This window comes from Lentilactobacillus parafarraginis DSM 18390 = JCM 14109 (assembly GCF_001435895.1).
In the GTDB taxonomy this organism is placed as follows: domain Bacteria; phylum Bacillota; class Bacilli; order Lactobacillales; family Lactobacillaceae; genus Lentilactobacillus; species Lentilactobacillus parafarraginis.
Genome location: NZ_AZFZ01000057.1, coordinates 1 through 18,160 on the forward strand (window position 1 = coordinate 1; position 18,160 = coordinate 18,160).

18 protein-coding genes are annotated in these 18,160 nt (G+C 44.1%); 10 read left to right on the forward strand and 8 right to left on the reverse strand.

Translation table 11 applies throughout. The annotated features are described in order from the left end of the window. Positions 1-37 precede the first annotated feature (37 nt). Complete coding sequence (locus FD47_RS11390; RefSeq protein WP_225352942.1) at positions 38-259, reverse strand: hypothetical protein; 222 nt, start codon at positions 257-259, stop codon at positions 38-40. Positions 260-430: 171 nt separating this feature from the next. On the opposite strand from FD47_RS11390, the gene FD47_RS16185 reads away from it, so the two are divergent. Together FD47_RS16185 and FD47_RS11400 are read left to right on the forward strand one after the other, a co-directional pair. Then, complete coding sequence (locus FD47_RS16185) at positions 431-538, forward strand: helix-turn-helix transcriptional regulator (RefSeq protein ID WP_082402659.1); 108 nt, start codon at positions 431-433, stop codon at positions 536-538. Between the two features lie 745 nt (positions 539-1,283). Further along, positions 1,284-1,520 carry a hypothetical protein gene (locus FD47_RS11400; RefSeq protein ID WP_225425020.1) on the forward strand — a complete coding sequence of 79 codons (237 nt, stop codon included), beginning with the start codon at positions 1,284-1,286 and terminating at the stop codon, positions 1,518-1,520. Positions 1,521-1,792: 272 nt separating this feature from the next. On the opposite strand, the gene FD47_RS11410 is transcribed toward FD47_RS11400, so the two are convergent. Continuing rightward, entirely contained in the window at positions 1,793-2,179 is a 387-nt protein-coding gene (locus FD47_RS11410; protein WP_054735937.1) for a Rid family detoxifying hydrolase, read from the reverse strand. Positions 2,180-2,306: 127 nt separating this feature from the next. Continuing rightward, the gene (locus tag FD47_RS11415; protein ID WP_054735935.1) at positions 2,307-3,017 is read right to left on the reverse strand and encodes a demethylmenaquinone methyltransferase; all 711 of its coding nucleotides are present in this window, start codon (positions 3,015-3,017) and stop codon (positions 2,307-2,309) included. Between the two features lie 103 nt (positions 3,018-3,120). On the opposite strand from FD47_RS11415, the gene FD47_RS11420 reads away from it, so the two are divergent. Next, a complete protein-coding gene (locus tag FD47_RS11420; protein ID WP_008213516.1) occupies positions 3,121-4,032 on the forward strand; it encodes a 1,4-dihydroxy-2-naphthoate polyprenyltransferase in 912 nt (303 codons plus the stop codon). An 83-nt stretch (positions 4,033-4,115) separates the two neighbouring features. Here FD47_RS11420 and FD47_RS11425 read toward each other — a convergent pair whose 3' ends face one another. After that, positions 4,116-4,745: a histidine phosphatase family protein gene (locus FD47_RS11425; protein WP_056980693.1), complete on the reverse strand. Its 630-nt coding sequence runs from the start codon at positions 4,743-4,745 to the stop codon at positions 4,116-4,118. A 450-nt stretch (positions 4,746-5,195) separates the two neighbouring features. On the opposite strand from FD47_RS11425, the gene serC reads away from it, so the two are divergent. The 4 genes from serC to FD47_RS11445 all read left to right on the forward strand — a co-directional run bounded on the left by serC (position 5,196) and on the right by FD47_RS11445 (position 8,625). Beyond that, the gene (gene serC, locus FD47_RS11430; protein WP_056980694.1) at positions 5,196-6,272 is read left to right on the forward strand and encodes a 3-phosphoserine/phosphohydroxythreonine transaminase; all 1,077 of its coding nucleotides are present in this window, start codon (positions 5,196-5,198) and stop codon (positions 6,270-6,272) included. 11 nt (positions 6,273-6,283) lie between these two features. Then, positions 6,284-7,450: a phosphoglycerate dehydrogenase gene (locus FD47_RS11435; RefSeq protein WP_056980695.1), complete on the forward strand. Its 1,167-nt coding sequence runs from the start codon at positions 6,284-6,286 to the stop codon at positions 7,448-7,450. Between the two features lie 201 nt (positions 7,451-7,651). Then, positions 7,652-7,966 (forward strand): DMT family transporter, encoded by a 315-nt coding sequence (locus tag FD47_RS11440; protein WP_008213512.1) that lies wholly within the window; start codon positions 7,652-7,654, stop codon positions 7,964-7,966. A gap of 107 nt (positions 7,967-8,073) precedes the next feature. Continuing rightward, a complete protein-coding gene (locus FD47_RS11445) occupies positions 8,074-8,625 on the forward strand; it encodes an NUDIX hydrolase (protein WP_054735932.1) in 552 nt (183 codons plus the stop codon). Between the two features lie 94 nt (positions 8,626-8,719). On the opposite strand, the gene FD47_RS11450 is transcribed toward FD47_RS11445, so the two are convergent. After that, entirely contained in the window at positions 8,720-9,994 is a 1,275-nt protein-coding gene (locus FD47_RS11450) for a dihydroorotase (RefSeq protein ID WP_056980696.1), read from the reverse strand. Between the two features lie 65 nt (positions 9,995-10,059). After that, positions 10,060-11,007 (reverse strand): aspartate carbamoyltransferase catalytic subunit, encoded by a 948-nt coding sequence (locus FD47_RS11455; protein WP_008213507.1) that lies wholly within the window; start codon positions 11,005-11,007, stop codon positions 10,060-10,062. Positions 11,008-11,568: 561 nt separating this feature from the next. Between FD47_RS11455 and FD47_RS11460 the strand changes: the two genes are divergently transcribed. Both FD47_RS11460 and carB read left to right on the forward strand, forming a co-directional pair. After that, a complete protein-coding gene (locus tag FD47_RS11460; RefSeq protein ID WP_171034993.1) occupies positions 11,569-12,630 on the forward strand; it encodes a carbamoyl phosphate synthase small subunit in 1,062 nt (353 codons plus the stop codon). Continuing rightward, complete coding sequence (gene carB / locus FD47_RS11465; RefSeq protein ID WP_054735929.1) at positions 12,630-15,695, forward strand: carbamoyl-phosphate synthase large subunit; 3,066 nt, start codon at positions 12,630-12,632, stop codon at positions 15,693-15,695. Before FD47_RS11460 ends, carB begins: the two co-directional genes overlap by 1 nt. Positions 15,696-15,777: 82 nt before the next feature. Here the strand turns inward: carB and FD47_RS11470 are convergent, their stop codons facing one another. After that, positions 15,778-16,347 (reverse strand): PAS domain-containing protein, encoded by a 570-nt coding sequence (locus FD47_RS11470; protein ID WP_338043341.1) that lies wholly within the window; start codon positions 16,345-16,347, stop codon positions 15,778-15,780. A gap of 176 nt (positions 16,348-16,523) precedes the next feature. Next, positions 16,524-17,297, reverse strand: coding sequence for an acetoin reductase (locus FD47_RS11475; protein WP_054735926.1), 774 nt, complete (start codon positions 17,295-17,297; stop codon positions 16,524-16,526). Between the two features lie 320 nt (positions 17,298-17,617). Between FD47_RS11475 and FD47_RS11480 the strand changes: the two genes are divergently transcribed. After that, on the forward strand, positions 17,618-17,974 hold the full coding sequence (locus FD47_RS11480) for a hypothetical protein (RefSeq protein WP_054735923.1): 357 nt from the start codon (positions 17,618-17,620) through the stop codon (positions 17,972-17,974). Positions 17,975-18,160: the final 186 nt, after the last annotated feature.

The following is an 18,160-nucleotide window of genomic DNA, read 5'->3' on the forward strand; positions in this document are numbered from 1 at the left end:
GCTAAAAAGCTTGTTTTAAGACAGACCCTAGATCCCGTTAAAGCGACCGCTTCTTTTTATCAGTAGAGTACCTCTCTCTTTTCACTAGAGAACTTAAAATAAGTCCAATACTAAGAACAACTCCAATAACATCTAAGTTTGCATCCAAATTAACGCTTCCCCGCTGCACAATGCTATATACATCTAAAGCGGCAAAAGCTAGTCCAAGCCAAAAATTCAATGTTTGGTAAAAGAAACGATTCAATGTCCATTTATTCATGATTGTTACCTCCATGTTTTCAGTGATTAGATATCAGTCTCAACTCGAATCTATCTAACTTATAATATAAATGCAATACTATTCGAACCTACAATAACTAGACATGCAGATTGACAAGGGTCTAGTTATTGTTACATAATTAATGAAGCCAACCAACAGGAGACACAACACATGGACGTTTCAGAAAAGCTAAGATATTATCGTAAACAAAATAACCTCACTCAAAAGGAACTTGCAGACAAACTTCACGTATCCAGAAAAACGATTTCTGCTTGGTAAAACGGGCGCGGTTATCCCGACATTAGCAGCATTACAAAATTAAGTGATATTTTCGACATCTCAACGGATGATCTGTTAAGAGATAACAATCTTCTAAAACACTACGCTGAGCAAGATAAGCAGGGTCAACGAGCTGAAATTGTGGCCAAAATTTCCTATTTTCTAGATTTAATCCTGACATTAATAGCTTATGGACATATATTCAAAGTATTAAATTTGGACGGTTCAATTATCATACCTTTTCTAATTGTGAACCTAATTCTCTTTGCTTTGAGTTATCCAACGGAAAATACGTCGAAAAGTAAATCTAAAGTTATAATTGTGTCAATAGTACTGATCGCCGCTTTGTTCATAAATTCAATTATAGTTCCACTGAATACTGAGCTCTTTGAATTACTTAAAACAAATAACCAAGCATATAAATTGGGCGTCATCAGCGGTCAGCTCACCACAATTATTCTACTATCGATTTCGGTAACACTAATCACTTGCTTTTACCCACATATCCGAAAACGAAAAAAAACAGCAACCAGATAAACCGAAACTAGTCTTAGGTTAAGCAAACAAAGTTAATTCTCATTATCAGAAAATTAGGTCTACAAAAGGTTTCAAATACTGTCGTATCAGTGTCTATCAGACATAGCTTGTATTATTCCCTATTTGGGGCGATTCTGTAATTATCAATCAGTTCTCGTAGATTCATATATCGAACGTCTCACTGCTTAATAATACGGAGGTAATGATAATGAGTAACTTGACTTTGAATCACTTTTTTTACAAGACATTCAGTTTTTGGTTTGGCTTAGTCCTCGCGATTTCAAATAGTTATGATCTTGTACAGCGTGGTCATTTGAACTTTGATGCGAGTTTAGACTTAATTGGTCTTCTTATCAGCTTGGCACTTATGCTGAGTGCGGTAATTAAGAGACAGAGCCATGCTGGAAACAAGACGAATGGCACTACTTGGGGAGAGCAAAAATGATCAACAAGAAATTCTATTTCGATATCGCCTTTTGGGTGTACCTCGTCATTTTTATAACCAGCGTAAAACCTGCGTTCAGCATTAACCTACATAGCTTAAATTGGTATGTTGAAACGGCCTTTATGCTTATTGGGCTTATCGGAATGATCTATATTGTATTCTTCGAGAAGGCCCCAAATGGTCACCATAATAATGGCAAATAACCGCTGGCTTACAAAGTCAAAGGGAATCATCGCTGCACAAAGCAGTCATGATTCCCTTTTTCATAACGCTTAATCCTTCACAGCAATTGCCTCAATCTCAACCTTCGCTCCAAGTGGCAAACCGTTCACACCCACTGCTGAACGAGCTGGTAACACCTTTGCACCACCAAAGAATTGGTCATAAACCTTGTTAATATCCCCAAAGTCATTAACATCGGCCATAAATACGATTACTTTAACAACGTTGCCGAAGTCAAAACCGGCCGCCGTCACAACTTCTCGTAAATTATGTAACGCTTGGGTTGCCTGATCAACCGCGTTTGCACTCGCAAACTTTCCGGTTTCCGGGTTTAACCCAATTTGACCCGAGCAGTACAGGGTATTTCCTGCTTGAACTGCTTGTGAATAAGGCCCCACTGCGCTTGGTGCTTTCGTTGTTGCAACTTCTTTTGCCATATGAGCATCTTCTTTTCCAAATTTAATGGGACACTCAACGGCAGATCCGTTTTAGCCCGCATCAGAATTGGCAAAATTATAGCACAAGACAATTATATTTAACATAGGGGATTATGCCTAAACCGGGTTACGGCCTTCCAAGATGGAGTGCAGCGGCCCCCAGCGTAAACTTCTTATACGTCACGTTATGCATCCCCGCGTCCTCAAACATCTGCGCCAGCTCATCTGCTGACACAAACTCCTTCGTCGTGCGTAACAGGTAATGGTATTCACTGTATTTATTGACAGCCACCTTGGCCATCACCGGCACCGTTCTAAAGTAGGCGTTCCAACCAAGCTTCACAACCGAATTAGTGGGCTTCGAAGTTTCCAAACAGGCAATTTTACCGTTATGACGGACCACCCGAACCATTTCACGTAACACCTGATTGGCATCGGGAACGTTCCGCAAACCAAAACCGATGGTGGCAACGTCGAACTTATCATCATCGTATGGCAAGTGCATCGCGTCTCCCTTTACAAGCGTTACCCGGTCCTTTAACCCGGCTTCATCAACCTTCTTGGCGGCAATTTTCAACATTTGATCGCTAAAATCAAGGCCAATTACCTGCCCCGAAGGACCGACCGCCTTGGCTAACGCAATGGTCCAGTCGCCTGAACCACAGCACACGTCAATCGCAAAGTTTCCCGGTTGGACGTCCAGCCGCTGCATAGCAACTTTTCGCCATTGTTGATGATTACCTAAACTGATTAAGGAGTTCATTTTGTCATAGTTGGGGGCAATCTGATTAAAAAGCGACTGCACTTTTGATTCTGGTGTTTTATTCGTTAGGGTCATGATTAATTCCTCACTTACGCTTGCGTGTTATATAATTTAACTATATGATTTGATCGATCCGCATTAAATCGATTGAAACTTACTTTTATTATGGAGGGTTATAATGAGTTTAGCAAACTTTCTTGAGTTAGTTGAATTTAAGGCCAAGTCAGCCAGCGTGTTCCCGTTTATTGTGGGACTATTCTTCAGCTGGTACTTCTTAAATTCAGTTAACGCCGCGTACGCAATTTTATTCTTCGTTGCCATGTTCTTATTCAACATGTTCGTCGATATCTGGGACAACTACAACGACTATCGTCACTCAGATCTTGAAATCTACAAGACCGGTACCAATATTATCGGCCGTGAACACCTCTCGATCCCGCTACTTCAAGGGATCATGGCTACCTTCTTCTTCGTGGCGATGGGAATCGGTGTGTTTCTAACGGTTCAGGTTGGCTGGCCACTTCTATGGATGGGCATTTTCTGCTTTTTAATCGGCCTTCTGTACGCTGCTGGACCAGTTCCGATCTCCAACACGCCATTTGGTGAACTGGCATCGGGCTTCACGATGGGCGTGATGATTACCCTGATTTCAGTTTACATAAACTCCTATCAGATTTTCCAGTGGGACAGCCAATTATTATGGAAAATTTTACTTGCGGCGTCACCGGAATTTGTCTGGATTGCCAACATCATGTTTGCCAACAACATCTGTGACGCTCATGAGGACGAAATGAATAAGCGCCATACCATCGTGCACTATTTGGGCGTCAAAACTTCTGTGTGGCTGTGGAACGCTTTAAACGTTTTGGCCATTCTGCTCATCTTCTTTGGCATTTACGTGGGCGTTTATCCAATTGCCCTGATCGCAATCGTTGTGATGCTCCCAATGATCATCAAACAAATGCGTCTCTTTACTCACAAACAGGTAAAACGAGAAACATTCGTCTGCTCGGTAAAGATTCTCATTAATGGATCCCTGGGACTATGTTTGGGATTTCTAATCTATCTTGTCTATTCATTAGTCGCTTAATAGCGACTTAAAAAGGTTTCCGAAAAAATCGGAAACCTTTTTTATCTCAATCGCAAATGGCAAAATTTATTCTGGCAAGAAAATCAGAACTGTGACCCAACCACCCGATTGTAATAACGAAGGTAAAATGCCCCGGTTACTTGTTCCAAAGTGATGTGGGTCACACTGAGATTATCCGGCTCTTGAATCACCATCATGTTTTGTGGGTGTCCCAGGGCTGCAAGAACCGCCGCCTTAATCGTAAAGCCGTGAGTAACCACAATAATTTTATCGTTGGGATACGTCTTTGCGGTCGCCTGCATGAATGCTTCAGCGCGCCCAATGACGTGGTCAAACGTTTCGCCATGGGCCTGACCAGCATAGCTTGGGAGAACATCATCAAGCACATGATCAAATAAGTCGGGATATTTTGCTTCCAAGTCAGAATTCTTTGTGCCGTCCCAGTCACCATAGGAAATTTCCAAAAGCTGTTTATCATAGGTTACCGGTAAGTGCGCACTTTGATTCAATATGTCAGCAGTATCTCGAGTCCGTTGCAGCGGGCTTGCAATGATGCGATCCGCAAACGCAATGTCGAAGTGTTCGTGAACTGTTTGAGCTTGTTTGCGCCCGGTTTCCGTTAGGTATGTAATCTCAGTATTAATTGTGCCCTGCTTCAAGCCGGCCGCATTGGCAGCCGTTTGGCCGTGGCGCACAAAATAAAATTCAGTCATCTTTATTTGCCTCCAGAGTGAGTTTGAATCATTATCGCATATTTAGGCCAAAACACAAAGCGATCACTTTTGGTAAAAATCAGCAAATTCCGAATGATATTTAACGATTAGTGAATTTTATTTAGTTATTACGAAATATTGGGTTGCTTTTCTGTCACGGTTCTGTTAGATTTTAATTAGAAAGATATGGAGGTTACCTGATGACTGCGACTTTAATTAATTTAATGCAAACAACTTCATCCTCCTGGTCTACAGTGACATCTATGTAGGCTATCTTTTGGTATGAATTTACCAGCAAAAGGTCTCACATAGATGAACGTTCAACATCACTGTGAGGCCACTATACCGAGAATGACGGGCCCTCACAGCGATCGAACCACTGTGAGGGTCTTTTTGTTCTCAGCACCATCGGCACCACCAAGTTATTTTTATGAAAGGGAGTTCTAGTTCATGACGGTATATAATTTTGCAGCAGGTCCGGCAACGCTTCCCGACCCGGTTATTCGGCACATTCAAGAGGAGTTGCCTTCTCTTCAGGGATCTGGAATGAGTATTCTTGAGATTTCTCATCGTTCTCAAATGTTCGATGATATCATCAATACGGCTAAGCAGGATATCAAAGATCTGATGCACGTTCCTGACAACTATCACATTCTGTTTTTCCAAGGCGGCGGTACCGGTCAATTTGCGGCCGTTCCCCTTAACTTGGCCACCAATCATCATAAGATCGCATTACTGGATAGTGGCCACTGGGCAAGCCGTGCCGGTGATGAAGCTGCCAATCTCGGCGTTGACGTGGACGTTCTGGCTTCCACCAAGGAACAACATTATACTGAGTTGCCAAAAATGCCGCATCCTATTTCTTCTGCGGACTATGACTACCTTCATATCACCACCAATAATACCATCGAGGGAACTGCCTACCACACCCTTCCAGAACACGGTGATGTCACATTAGTTGGGGATTTATCATCCAACTTTATGGCTGAAGAATACAACGTTCAAGACTTCGGGTTGATATTCGGCGGCGTTCAAAAGAACTTGGGACCAGCCGGCGTCACAATCGTGATTGTTCGTGATGATTTGGTTAAACACGTCGACCACGTTCCAACCATTTTGGACTATGAAAAGTTCGTCAAAAAGAATTCAATGTTTAATACCCCGCCAGTTTTTGCCATTTACGCAACCGGCCTTGTCCTGAAGTGGTTAAAAGATCAGGGCGGTATTGCTGGAATTGAGGCCATTAACCGCAAGAAATCGTCACTGCTTTATGATTTCTTGGATAACTCGGAGCTCTTTAATAACAACATTAAAAAATCAGACCGTTCGCTTACCAACGTGCCATTCAAGACACCCGATCCAGAACTCGACAAACAGGTGATTCAAGCGGCCGACGAGGTGGGACTTAAGAACTTAAAGGGTCACCGAAGCGTTGGTGGTATGCGGGCCAGTCTATATAATGCAATGCCACTTGAGGGCGTTGCCGCGCTAGTCGATTTTCTACGCGATTTTGAAAAACAACATTAGGAGGAATTGAAATGTACCAAGTAAAAACCTATAACGCAATTGCCCAAGCCGGACTCGATCAGTTCACCAAAGAATACCAAATTAACCAAACCGATAACGCGGACGCCTACTTAATTCGGTCAGTGAACCTTCACGATCAGAATTTTCCAAAAAGCTTAAAGGTCATCGCCCGTGCCGGCGCCGGTTTCAACAACATCCCCTTAGACCAAGCCACTCAAAAGGGTGTTGCAGTCTTCAACACCCCCGGCAGTAACGCCAACGCCGTTAAGGAGCTCATCCTTTCGCTGCTGGTTGCCTGCTCGCGTAATTTATTCGCCGCAGCGGCCTATTCAGCTCAGAACAGTGGTGCCGATATTTCACTGCGGACCGAACATGATAAAACCAAGTTCAAGGGTACTGAGCTGACTGGCAAGACGCTGGCCGTTATTGGTGTTGGTCACGTTGGCTCACTGGTCGCAAACGCTGCCAGCGTCCTCGGCATGAACGTCATTGGCTATGACCCCTACCTATCGTCAGATGCCGCATGGCACATCTCAACAACCATCACCCGAGCCCGAACACTGGACGCTGCCTTGAAGGATGCCGACTACGTAACGGTTCACGTGCCAAAGAACGAAGAAACCACCGGATTAATCGGCAAAGACCAGCTTGACGTCATGAAGCCTGGTGCTCACTTATTTAACTATTCACGGGGTGGCATCGTCGATAACAAGGCAGCGGTTGCCGCACTGGATGATAACAAGCTGGCCACTTACATGACCGACTTCGGTGAAGATATTTTATTAAACCGCAATGACGTGATTGTCACTCCCCATATTGGCGGTTCAACTGATGAAGCCGAGGTGAACGGCGCCACTCAGGGTGCCAACACAATTCGTACGTATTTGGAAACTGGAAATATTCAGAATTCCGTTAACCTGCCAAATTTGACGGTGCCATTTGCTGCGCCGTACCGAATTACCATCATTCATAAGAACATCCCCAACATGGTGGGCCAGATTGCCACAGCCCTCGCTAACGCCGGGATTAACATCGAAAGCATGAGCAATGCGGCTCGTAAAGATGTAGCTTATACGATGATTGATCTGGATAATTTGAAGAACGAAGAGGATAACAAACTCATCGATACGTTGAGCAATATTGACGCGGTTTACCGGGTACGGGTTTTAAAACATTAAACTTCAAATATCTGCGGTTCCACAACTTGTCGATAATTTACCAAAGTTAAACTGATTGGCAAGTCAGTTCCAATGTGCTATGGTACAGAGAGTTAAATATGACTGCCACCGGGTAGCAAACACCAAGTACTTTTTCCAATCCCATTAGGTCATTGAAGGGATTGTGAAGGGGTACTTTTTTGGTTACAGGAGGAATTTATAATGAATTGGATTACATTGATTATTGCAGGATTGTTTGAAGTCGTTTGGGCCATTTCGATGAAATTTAGCCACGGATTCACAAAGCTGGATTGGACGGTGGTAACCATCGTTGGCATGATTATTAGTTTCCTGCTTCTGGCACACGCAACTAAATCTCTGCCTATTGGAATCGCCTATCCAGTTTGGACGGGAATTGGCGCGGTTGGCACCGTCATCGCCGGAATCATCCTGTTCGGTGACAAACTATCCATGATGACCTGGGCATTTGTTATTCTACTATTAATTAGCATTGTGGGGATCAAGCTCACCAGCTAATCTTAATTGATCGTCAGTTTTTATAGATTAGTGTCCTTAAAAATTGCCCCGACCTTCACATTACCTGTGCTAAAATCAGGTTAATCACTACGGGAGGCTTTCAATCAATGTTTGACACATGGCATCAACCAGGAAAAATAATTGATCAAAAAAATATGTATACCGGCCGGGTCTTCGCGGTTGACCAGCTTCATATTCAAACGCCTGACGGTCTAAAAGTTGAGCGGGACTTAATTCGCACTGACCCAACCATCACCATTTTGGCGATTACAGAGGACGATCAAGTTGTGATGACGAGTGAGTATCGGGCAGGTGTGAATGCCGATTCGGTTTCCGTTCCGGCGGGAATTGTAAACCCCAGCGAAACCAGTGAACAAGCCGCCAAACGCGAACTCCAAGAAGAAACCGGATACGTTGCCGATTCTGTTCAAAAGATGACCCGAATCACCTCGTCCGAGGGTTTCATGGATCAATTTGCGGATTTAATGCTGATCAAATTCAACCCTAAGAATCGAGTTCAACAACATTTTGATCACGATGAGTTCGTTAATACGGAACTCGTTAGCCTCAGGCAAGTTCTCGACTGGATTAAAGCTGGAAAGGTCAACACCGCCCAGGCGGTCTCGGCTGTCAGCTATTACATGCTGTTTTTAAGATAGTGCTGTTAAATATCCAAACTAAAAGCGCGTTACCCTCCAATTACGGAATGTAGCGCGCTTTTAGTTTGCGATCAGTTTGCATTTAACTCAACGCTTATTTTTGATAGACGATTTTGCCATCTACTAAGGTCATGACGGTTTCACCATAGACCGTCTGTCCTGTAAATGGTGAATTCTTTCCTTTAGAGAGGTAATCACTTTCCTGAATCTTGTGCGCATGATCCAAATCGAAAACCGCAATGTCAGCCGGTTTGCCAACTTCAAGGCTGCCTGCTGCAGCCATTTTGAATACTGATGCCGGTTTCTTGGCCATCCAGTTAATTAACTGTGCCAAGGTAAACCTGCCAGTCTTCACAAACTTTGTATAAAGCATGTCGAAGGCCGTTTCACTCCCAGTAATTCCAAACGCTGCCAAAGCAATCGATTTGTCCTTATCCGCCTTTGTATGAGGGGCATGATCGGTTGCAATCATGTCAATTGTGCCGTCAAGTAACCCTTCGATAAGTGCTTGACGATCATCCTCACCTCTCAGTGGCGGATTCATTTTGTAATTCGAATTATCAGTTGTAATTGCGTCATCGGATAATAGTAAGTGGTGCGGGGTAACCTCAGCAGTCACGTTGATGCCAGCCTTTTTAGCGGCTCGAATCAATTCAACCGTGTGCTTTGATGAGGCATGGCAGATATGGTAATGCACGCCAGTTGCTTCAGCCAAGACAATATCCCTGGCAGCTTGCGCCGTTTCACTCACCCAGGGCATTGCCTTTAAATGAAGCCGGTTGGCAGCCCCATCGTTCAGAACCCCGCCATATGAGAGCGCGTCGTCCTGAACATGTTCAACAATCGCCATATCTAACTTAGCAGCCTGCTGCATTGCTTCATACATCGTACTGCTCTTTTGAATACCATTACCGTCGTTACTAAATGCAAAGGCGCCTGCTTGCTTCAAAGCCGCAAAATCAACCAATTCATCATCTTCACGGTTAGTTGTGATCGTCGCGTACTGCTTGATATGCACAATTCCGTCTTGCTGATTCAGCTTTTTAATCGCGTCAAAATGGTCAACGCTATCGGGAGCCGGCGTCAAGTTGGGCATTGCGCCCACCGTTGTAAAACCACCGTGCGCCGCTGCCTGGCTGCCAGTCTTAATCGTTTCCTTATCCTCTTGACCAGGCTGACGGTAATGAACGTGCACATCAACTAATCCTGGACTGACAAAATTGTTTTTTGCATCAATTACTTCATTAATAGTGTCGTCAACTTTGATCTTCGGTTCAATCGCTTGGATTTGTCCATCCTCAATCAAAATATCCCGTTTCACTAACTTATCCGCTTCAAGTACCCGACCATTCGCAATCACACGTTTCATGATATGTCTAAATCCCTTCATTATGAACTATGTTCGTTGCCGCTTTAATAATAGGAAGACTTCGTTTAGTAGCTCTCCTTAACCAGGCCACGATACCGCAGCATACTGGTCATGATCGCCATCCGAACGAAAACACCATTTTCCATTTGACGGAAGATTCGGGATTTATCACATTCGACTAATTCATCGGCGATTTCAACGTCTCGGTTAACTGGAGCCGGATGCATGATGATTGAATCTGGTAACATTCGACTTTCGCGTTCGGCGGTCAAACCATACACTTTGTGGTACCGTTCAGCGGAGAAGCTGCCATTTTCATCAGCCGCAATCCGTTCGTGTTGAACCCGAAGGAACATCATCACATTCATATCATCGACTAAATCATCAATTGGCAGCCATTCGCCGTACTTCTGGAAGTCTTCGGTGTACCATTCTTTAGGACCGCCAAAGTATACGTGAGCTCCCAATTTAGTGAGAACTTCCATATCGGAGCGCGCAACTCGTGAGTGAGCTAAGTCGCCAACGATAGCGACCTTCAATCCTTCGAAGTGGCCAAACTCTTCGTAAATGGTCATCATATCCAGTAATGATTGGGAAGGATGTTGACCAGAACCGTCACCGGCATTCGCAATCCCAAGGTGAATATTGGGATCCTCAATCAAGTCCTTGTAGTACTCGTTATGCTTATCGCGAATGGCAAGCACATCAGCGCCGATTGCTTGGAAAGTCTTAACGGTGTCGCCCATTGATTCGCCCTTTTTAAGTGAGCTGTTTGCTGGGTCGAAGTTCAAAACTTGAAGGCCAAGTTTCCGTTCAGCCATTTCGAAGCTGGTATGAGTTCGCGTGCTGCCTTCAAAAAATAAGTTAGCAGCGTATACCGGACGGCTGAGTTCAATTTGCTTACCCTGCTTGAACTCAATTGCTTCATGGATAAATGACATCACATCCTGTGCGGACAGGTCTTCCATACTGACAACATTTTCAAAATTAACCGGTTTGGTGATTTGCATCATGGTGAATTCCTCCTAAAAATGAGCGCCTTGCCGTCATCGCAAAGCGCCCATTTAGTGGAGTGAAATCACTATTTTTGACGTTTTGCTCTCACGGAAACAATTAAATCGTCATACAATCAACTTGTTTGCATTAAAAAACCTCTTTACCGCCGTTGGGTAAAGAGGTTGCAGATTCTCCCAAGTTAAACTTAGGTTCACCGATTCCTTCTTAACCTCACGGGGTTAATTTAAAGGTCCTTTAATTCGTTATTGAAATCATATGACATTTTGGCCAAAAACACAAGGCTATTTCAAAATTATTTTAAAAATGTGTATTTATCCAATAAATGCCCTTCATGTAAATTCGACTATGTTCTTATGTATAGATAATGCAATTTTGACCGTTTCACAATAGTTTATATATATGCATTTTTATAAATATATAATCATAAATATCCATATTTGACGATATTCTGTATAAAACGACTTGACATTTTGTGAAAAAGCATCTATCTTTATGTATCAAAAGCGTTAGCTGCTCATGCCACATGCATGTTAGGAACAAAACTAGGAGGTTCGGAAATGAAGAAATATCTAACTCTTGAAAACGGCGACGTTTTCGTTGGTGAAGCCTGTGGGGACTTGGCGGCCGAAATCAAAGGTGAATTGGTTTTCACCACGAACATGACTGGTTACCAGGAAAATCTGACGGACCCATCATACAAAGACCAAATCATCACATTTACGTACCCACTGATTGGCAACTACGGCATTTCCTTAGGGACGAGCCAATCCGATCAAATTCAAGCATCCGCCGTGGTTGTTCGTGAAATGACTGACGATGTTTTCCACTACCAAAGTGTGATTACCCTTGATGCATTTCTGAAACAGCAACACATTCCAGCGATCAGCGGTATTGATACTCGGCAGCTAACCAAGATTATTCGTCAATACGGAACCATGAAAGCTAGTTTAACCAACCAACCCGTTAAAGCAACTGAAACTGAAGCTGCTCACGAGGCAGAGATCGTTAAATCAGCAACCCGTTCCGTTACGGACGGCAAAGAGAACGAACACGTTGTAGTCGTTGACTTCGGCGTGAAATCAAACATTGTTCAATCGTTACAGCAACGGGGAATTGATGTTACGGTTGTTACACCTGAATCTACGTTCGAAGATATTTCAGCACTGCATCCATCTGGGATTCTTCTATCTAATGGACCTGGTGATCCGCAAGATTATGGCGACTTCCTACCAGTTATTCAGAAGCTTCAGGATCACTTCCCGATTTTCGGTATCTGCCTGGGTCATCAATTGTTAGCACTGGCCAATGGCGCCACCACTTATAAGATGACATTTGGTCATCGTGGCAGTAACCACCCAATTAAGGATTTAATCACTGGCGAAATTTATATGACTGCTCAAAATCATGGGTACGCGGTGGACATTGATTCCGTTAAGTCCTCACCACTTAAAGTCACCGCGATTGAAGTCAATGATAAAACGTGTGAAGGGCTTCAATATCCCGGACGACCAGTATTTTCAGTGCAATACCACCCGGAAGCTGCACCCGGACCACATGATGCAAAACCATTATTTGATAAGTTCATCGATTTAATGCATGTCAACGGAGGGGTTCATTAATGCCAAAGCGAGAAGATATTAAAAAAGTATTGATTATTGGTTCCGGTCCAATTGTGATTGGCCAGGCAGCTGAGTTCGATTATGCCGGCAGTCAAGCCTGCCTCAGTCTTCGAGAAGAAGGCTATCAGGTTATTCTGGTAAACTCGAATCCGGCTACAATCATGACCGATGACGAGATTGCGGATAAAGTTTACTTAGATCCCCTCACCGTTCCAAGCTTGAAGAAGATTATTGAGAAGGAACATCCCGATGCAATTCTACCAACCCTTGGCGGTCAAACCGGCTTAAACCTTGCCGTTGAACTCGCTAAGGATGGCATTTTGGATAAATTAGGCGTTGAACTTCTAGGCACAAGTTTACACACCATCAACCAAGCGGAAGATCGTGAACAATTCAAGGACCTAATGAAAGAACTTCACCAACCAATTCCCGAATCAAAGACGGTTTACGACTTACAAGACGGGATCGATTTTGCCCATCAAATCGAGTACCCGGTGATCATTCGGCCAGCCTATACGTTAGGCGGTACCGGTGGCGGAATCGCCCATAACGACGCTGAAATGAAGACCATCTTGAACCGTGGGTTGACGATGTCGCCTTCAACGGAGTGTTTGGTTGAAAAGAGCATTGCTGGCTTTAAAGAAATTGAATTCGAAGTTATGCGTGATCACCATGGCAGTTCAATTATTGTGACTGGAATGGAAAACTTTGATCCGGTTGGCGTTCATACCGGTGATTCAATTGTGTTTGCCCCAACGCAAACCTTAACCGACAAAGAATATCAGCGGTTGCGTGACGCATCCCTGACCATCGTTAACGCGCTTAAAATCGAAGGTGGCTGTAACGTTCAGTTGGCCCAAGATCCAAATAGTGAAAACTACTTTGTCATTGAAGTTAACCCCCGGGTTAGTCGTTCATCAGCCTTGGCATCAAAGGCAACCGGTTATCCAATCGCCAAAATTGCTGCTAAAATCGCCATTGGCCTGAACCTCGACGAAATTCTCAACCCAATTACGCAAACCACATACGCGATGTTTGAACCGGCTTTGGACTACGTTGTTGCCAAGATACCGCGCTTTGCCTTTGATAAATTCACAAACGCAGACCGCAAACTGGGAACCCAAATGAAGGCAACCGGTGAAGTAATGGCCATCGGTGGTAATATTGAAGAGTCCCTTCTTAAAGCTGTTCAGTCACTTGAGCTTGATAAACAAGCTCAGCGCGACTTAATTCCAAGCTATACATTAAATATGTCGGTAGGCGAACTGCTTGAAAAGATTAAAACTCCAACTGATTATCGCCTATTCGAATTATTCGCTGCCCTAAGCAAGGGCGCCACAATTGAACAGATTCATCAGTCAACTAAAATTGACCTCTACTTCCTTTCCAAGCTGGAAAAAATTATCAAGATGCAAAAACAGCTGACTGGAAGCCATTTGAATGCCGACGAAGTCCTCAAAGCTCGGCAAATGGGCTTCAACAACACCATGATTGAAGCAGTTAACCAAACAACCGAACACAAATTAGCTAACCTTGACCAGCAAGCCGATCAGCATTTGGTTTACAAGATGGTTGATACCTGTGCCGCCGAATTTGAAAGTGAAACACCTTACTTCTACAGCACCATCGGCAGTGAAAACGAAAGCCAACCAATCGGAAACAGTATCGTTGTCATTGGTGCCGGCCCAATCCGGATTGGCCAAGGGGTTGAATTTGATTACGCAACCGTTCACTGTGTTCAAGCCATTCAGGCAGCCGGTTACAACGCAATCATTATCAACAATAACCCAGAAACGGTTTCGACCGATTTCTCAATTTCAGACAAGCTTTACTTTGAGCCCCTTGATATTGACCATGTGATGAACGTTATTAACCTTGAAAAGCCCTTGGGAGTTATCGTTGAGTTTGGTGGTCAAACAGCTATTAACTTAACGGAAAGTCTCACAAAACACGGCGTTCGAATTCTGGGGACCTCCATGCACGGAATCGAGCAAACCGAAAACCGTCATGACTTTGAAGAACTCCTGATTGATCAAGATATTGCCCATCCTCGTGGTGATACCGCGCTGAACGGCGAAGAAGCTCACGCAATCGCGCACAAACTTGGTTTCCCAGTTCTCGTTCGCCCAAGTTTTGTCCTGGGCGGCAAGGGCATGGCCATTGTGCATGACGACGCTGAACTCGATGAGTACCTAGTACCGGCCCTCAAGGCAAGTGCCGGTCAGCCAATTCTAATTGACCAGTACATCCCAGGCACCGAATGTGAAGTTGATATTCTCAGCGATGGTAAGGATGTCTTCATTCCAGGTATCATGGAGCATTTGGAAGGAGCCGGGATTCACTCTGGCGATTCAATCGCAATGTATCCGCCACAGCACTTAACTGACGCACAGAAAGAAAAGATTTGTGCGATTGCCACTAAGATCGGTAAGAAGGTTCACGCGGTTGGGATGATGAATATTCAATTTATCTGTGCCGATGATGTTTATGTCATCGAAGTGAACCCGCGGGCATCTCGAACCGTCCCATTCATGAGCAAGATTACCAAGATGCATTTGGCTCAGTTAGCTACCCACTTAATTCTTGGCAGTTCATTGGCAGACTTAAACCTCAAGCCTGGTATGTTCCCAGAACCAACGAAGGTTTATGTGAAAGCACCCGTATTCTCATTTGCTAAGTTACCGGGTGCCCCAACTGCTTTAAGTCCAGAAATGAAGTCAACTGGTGAAGATATTGGTAGTGGTGACACACTGCAAGAAGCGCTTCACAACGCCCTCTTCGATAGTTACCACATCAATACCGACACCATTGAAGGAGAAGTGTTACTTTCCAAATTCGATGCCGCCGATAAAGACTTAACTGATAAATTGGCAAGCAGCGGATTCAACATTAAAGTTTACGAACCAAATATGCAATGGCCTGAGAAGGTTGCGTTTGCCCTGAGTTCTCAAGATGAGACTCCTGACGAAAAACAACTTGTTGCCAGTGCATTGAGTCATGAAGTTCCCGTATTCACCGCCCAAGACACGGTGATGGGCATCTTTCAACCCCAACTCATTAAATAATTAACGCAAATTAAAGCAAGAAACGGCAACTCACAAAAATGTGGGTTGCCGTTTCTTATTGCATTGATTGCCCCTCAGACAACTAGTGATCGTCTTTCATCCCAGTATGAGAAGCGCTGGTCGTGATATCTGGTCTTGACGAATCCTTATTATCAGCTTTTGGCCTCCCCATTCCGGCGATATTTGGGACGGCCTTGGTTGGTGATTTCATCGATTGATGCATGGAAGCCCCGGTTGTCACATCCTGATCCCAGGCACCATGTTTAATTAAATCAGCAATGTGGTTAACCGTACCTGTATAACCAATTGTTCCAAGATAGTTGCCATCCTGGTCACGCAGAGCGTAGTAATTGATATAAACCATTTGACCATTCAGCTTCAGTGGCTGTTCAAAGTGGTCCTGTTTGCCCGCCTTAAACGAATCGATGACCTTTTGGGCGAACATTCCTGCCGGGCCCGGATGAAGCTGTTGAATGGTTTTTTGAAGGTCAGAAACGTGGCGCGGATATTCACGCTTCGGCTTATCGGAGTACCATGTGAATCGATCGCTCACATCAAGAAAATCAATCTCGAATGGTAATACGTCAAAAATAGCTTCAATTTGGTCTAACGATAACGTTCCGGTCTTAAACTGAACGACTGGTGATTTGATAAATGGTTTTTACTTTGACATTCTGACATCCCCCTAATTTGTGATTAAGTCCACAACTAGATTATAGGCTAAATTTCTCACATCAACCATCTTCGCTCAGAATTATTAAAAAGACATGAATTAAGTGCCCACTGTGGGCCTTTAATTCATGTCTGTCAATTAAACCAGCAATTAATTTAAACGTACTTAATTCCACCGTCAACCATGATCGCCTGACCAGTGATGTAATTTGCTTTTTCACTTGCTAAAAATGATACCAGGTTAGCAACGTCCTCAGGCTCCTCACCACGTCCCAACGCAATCCCCTGGAGGTATTGTTTGAGCGACTCACCTTTAGCGACTTGGTTTACTTCGCCCATTTCCTCATCAATTTGATCCCACATTGGGGTTAAGACGATGCCTGGGCAATAGGCGTTCACCGTAATCTTGTAGCGTGCCAATTCTTTGGCAGCTGCTTGGGTTAAGCCACGAATTGCGAACTTTGTTGCTGAGTATGCCCCCAACAATTCAAAACCTTCATGACCGGCAATTGACGATGCGTTGATAATCTTACCGGGGGTTTCCTGCTTTCTGAATTGAGCAGCGGCTGCCTGAATGCCGAAGAACGTTCCCTTGACGTTGATATCAAGCAGTTTGTCGAGGTCTTCTTCTTTCGTGTTGCAGATTTGCGCAACGTGGGCGATCCCAGCATTGTTAACAAATACGTCCAAGTGATCAAAGTGGTCAACGGTTTTCTGAACGGAATCGAAAACTTGATCGCGGTACTGAACGTCAGCTTCAATGGCAAACGCTTCGCCGCCCGCCTTTTCAATTTCATCGGCAACTCGTTGAACCTTATCCAGATGACGACCGGAAAGGGCAACGGCAAACCCATCCTTTGCTAATTGAACGGCAATTCCCTCACCAATCCCTTGTCCGGCACCGGTAACTAACGCAACTTTCTTAGACATACTGTCAGCCTCCATATTTGTGAAATAATTCCTTTTTCTGCATGAATTGAATTATATTCCAAGTGTTTGTGAAACACAATACAATAATTTTACTAGTAAATTTTCACTAGGATTTTACTTGGATGCCCCGTCCTTCAAGAATATCAAGCCGTAAGTTGCGTATCTCGGCATTATTCACAGCTGATTCAAAAATCGTTTGTTTATAGCACTTGAAAAATGAATCATTTTAATTGCACCTCATTATCAAAAAGCGTTCAATAGAAGTGAATCACAGTTAGTTGTAAGGTTCTGATGAGTCAAGTCATTAAGGGGGATTTTTTATGTTAGATGTCATCAAATCACTGGATCGCATCACTTGGAATACCGAGCATCACTACGCCCATATTGCTGCGCAACACGACTTCATCCGGGCATGGGCCATTCAATTTGAAATGGGCTACACCGACTTTCGGGTAGTTCAGATGGCGTTACAGTTGGATGGGGGCCACCACGACTTACTGGCACGATTTGCGGCTGCCTATGATAAAGTCTACGACTACGAATACGCATTTGTTGCCGGTGGGTTAGATGGCTTTAACAAGCAGTTTGGAAGCCAGTTGGACGACTACAAAACTGCCGCCGACGACCTGCTCAAAATCGTTGACGAAATCCGCCAAATTAACGGCACCGTTAAGTAGTTAACTCGAACAATCTAAGTTAAGCCCTGACAACTGATCAGGGCTTTTTAAATGAGGTTGAGACGAAAGTATCGATTGTCTCAACCTCTTCATTTTTATCCGACTATTACATTGTCGAAACGTGCGACCTAAAGCAGCTTCCGGCCGTATAGGCAAACAATCCAAATATCCAAGCCCGGGATATTC